Source organism: Bradyrhizobium sp. (genome assembly GCF_049691595.1).
Lineage (GTDB): Bacteria > Pseudomonadota > Alphaproteobacteria > Rhizobiales > Xanthobacteraceae > Bradyrhizobium.
The window spans coordinates 1-1530 of the sequence record NZ_JBAVNZ010000383.1; the positions used below are offsets into that span (position 1 = coordinate 1).

General features: G+C 64.3%; 2 protein-coding genes. One reads left to right on the forward strand and one right to left on the reverse strand.

Annotated features, from left to right (window positions below):
* Positions 1–1009: NAD+ synthase (locus WCE35_RS16675; RefSeq protein WP_424594432.1), on the forward strand; the 1009-nt coding region annotated here is incomplete at its 5' end.
* A gap of 53 nt (positions 1010–1062) precedes the next feature.
* On the opposite strand, the gene WCE35_RS16680 is transcribed toward WCE35_RS16675, so the two are convergent.
* A partial coding sequence (locus WCE35_RS16680) for a methyltransferase family protein (RefSeq protein WP_424594433.1) occupies positions 1063–1530 on the reverse strand: 468 nt, incomplete at its 5' end.

Genomic DNA, 1530 nt, shown 5'->3' on the forward strand with positions numbered 1-1530 from the left:
CACAAACTGGGTGCGCACTGGCGACGGGTGGCGGTGCGAAGGTGCGATCACGCCGCTCGAAGAGGGCGAGAAGGCAGACTATTGCGCCTGCGTCCTCGGCCTGCGCGATTACGTGGAGAAGAACGGCTTTGCCGGCGTGGTATTCGGGCTGTCTGGTGGCATCGACTCGGCGCTGTGCGCGGCGATCGCCGTCGATGCGCTCGGCGCCGACAAGGTCCGCGGCGTGATGCTGCCGTTCCGCTTCACCGCGCAAGTGTCGCTGGACGATGCGGCGAAACTCGCGGGTGCGCTCGGCATCCGCTACGAGGTATTGCCGATCGCGGACGCGGTGAACGGGTTCGAAAAGATCCTGTCCGGCATCTTCAAGGGCCTGCCGCGCGACATCACCGAGGAGAATTTGCAGGCGCGGGCCCGCGGCACGCTGTTGATGGCGATCTCCAACAAGACCGGGGCGATGGTGGTGACGACCGGCAACAAGTCGGAAATGTCGGTCGGCTATGCCACGCTCTACGGTGACATGAACGGCGGCTTCAACCCGATCAAGGATATCTACAAGACCGAGGTGTTCCGGCTGTCGCGCTTGCGCAATTCCTGGAAGCCGGACGGCGCGCTCGGGCCCTCGGGCGAGGTGATCCCGGTCCACATCATCATCCGGCCGCCGACCGCGGAGCTGCGCGAGAACCAGACCGACCAGGATTCGCTGCCGCCCTACGATATCCTCGATGCGATCCTGGAGCGGCTGGTCGAACGCGAGGAGCCGCTGGCCTCGATCATCGCTGCCGGCTTTGATCGCGACACGGTGATGCGGATCGAGCGCCTGCTCAACATCGCCGAATACAAGCGGCGCCAGGCCGCGCCCGGCGTCAAGGTCACGCAGAAGAATTTCGGCCGCGACCGCCGCTATCCCATCACCAACCGGTTTCGCGATCCCGGCAAACCGCTGCCCGAGCCCGACGAGAAGCTGGTGACGCGCGGCAGCCGCGCGTCGGCCGAGGTGTTCGAGGGCTGACCCGTGCACCACCCGATGCGCCAGTTTTCGCGACGGTAACCGGCCACGCTCTGCTAGCTATGGCGGTATCCAGCCGGTTTCTCGCCGAAGATTCGGCGTAGCCCCGGAAAAAATCCGGGCACTCCGGCTGCATATCGGGCGTACGCGTCGCCAAATTCCGACTTCGCATCCCGCTCCTCGGTCCGCGCCAGCTTGACATACATCACGGTCAGGACCGGGAACATGGCGAGCGTCAAAATCGTCGGCCATTGCAGAAGGAAACCGAACATCACCAGGATGAACCCGACATATTGCGGGTGTCGCACGTAGCTGTAAGGCCCGGTGACGGCCAGGGTCCGCGCTTGCTGGGCGTCATAGAGCACCTTCCAGGCAGCGGAGATCAGGACGAACCCTCCGCCGATGAACAGGAAGCTCAGGATGTGAAACGGACCCGCGTGCGGATTGGCTTTCCAGCCAAACATCATCTCCAGCAGGTGCCCCGCGTCATGCGAGAACCAGTCGACGCCCGGAAATCGTGACTG